The 1,051-nt window shown below is 65.9% G+C and carries 1 protein-coding gene; it reads left to right on the top strand.

The genetic code is table 11. From position 1 onward, the window contains the following. Positions 1–1,051 (top strand): aldehyde dehydrogenase (locus ACSFA3_RS25815; protein WP_435508159.1); only part of this gene is annotated, 1,051 nt, incomplete at both ends.

The following is a 1,051-nucleotide window of genomic DNA, read 5'->3' on the forward strand; positions in this document are numbered from 1 at the left end:
TGATCCGCGCCCCGACAAATCTGCGCCGTCTCGGCGACCTGATCGCTCGCGACGCCGACAGACTGGCTGCCACCGAGGTGCGCGACAACGGCAAGCTGCTCGCGGAGATGCAGGGGCAGCTCAACTACATACCGCAGTGGTTTCACTACTACGCCGGGCTGGCCGACAAGGTGCAGGGCAGCACGCTGCCGCTCGACAAGAAGGGCTACTTCGCCTTCACCCGCCATGAGCCGATGGGAGTCGTGGCCGCCATCACTCCCTGGAATTCGCCGCTGATGCTGCTGAGCTGGAAGGTTGCGCCCGCGCTGGCGGCCGGCTGCACCGTGGTCGTCAAGCCCTCGGAATTCACCTCTGCCTCAACGCTCGAGTTTGCGGAGCTGTTCGACGAAGCGGGTTTTCCGCCGGGCGTGTTTAACGTCGTGACAGGCTTCGGCCCGGAGGTCGGCACCCCGTTGGTCGAGCATCCGCTGGTCAGCAAGATCAGCTTCACCGGATCGGACACCACAGGCCGCCTCATCAACGAGAAGGCCGGCCGGCACCTCAAGCACACGGCGATGGAGCTGGGCGGAAAATCGCCCAACATCGTCTTCGACGACGCCGACATCGAGCAGGCTGTGTTCGGCGCGATCTCGGGCATCTTTGCGGCCACGGGGCAGACCTGCATCGCAGGTTCCCGGTTGCTGGTGCAGGACAACATTCATGACGCATTCGTCGAGCGCCTGCTGGCGGTGGCGCGCACCGCGCGCATGGGCGACCCGATGGACCCCGACACCCAGGTCGGCCCGGTGACCACGCCGCCCCAGTACCAGAAGGTGCTGGAATACATCGACATCGCGCGCAGCGAGGGTGCCACGGCGGTCCTCGGTGGCGAGAAAGGCACGGCACCCGAATGCGGCAAGGGCTGGTTCGTGCAGCCCACCATCTTCACCGGCGTGCGCAACGACATGCGCATCGCGCAAGAAGAGGTGTTCGGCCCGGTGCTGTCGGTGATCCGGTTCAAGGACGAGGGCGATGCACTGCGCATCGCCAACGGGGTGCGCTTCGGCCTGGC

It is taken from the genome of Variovorax glucosi (genome assembly GCF_051216695.1).
Lineage (GTDB): Bacteria > Pseudomonadota > Gammaproteobacteria > Burkholderiales > Burkholderiaceae_C > Variovorax.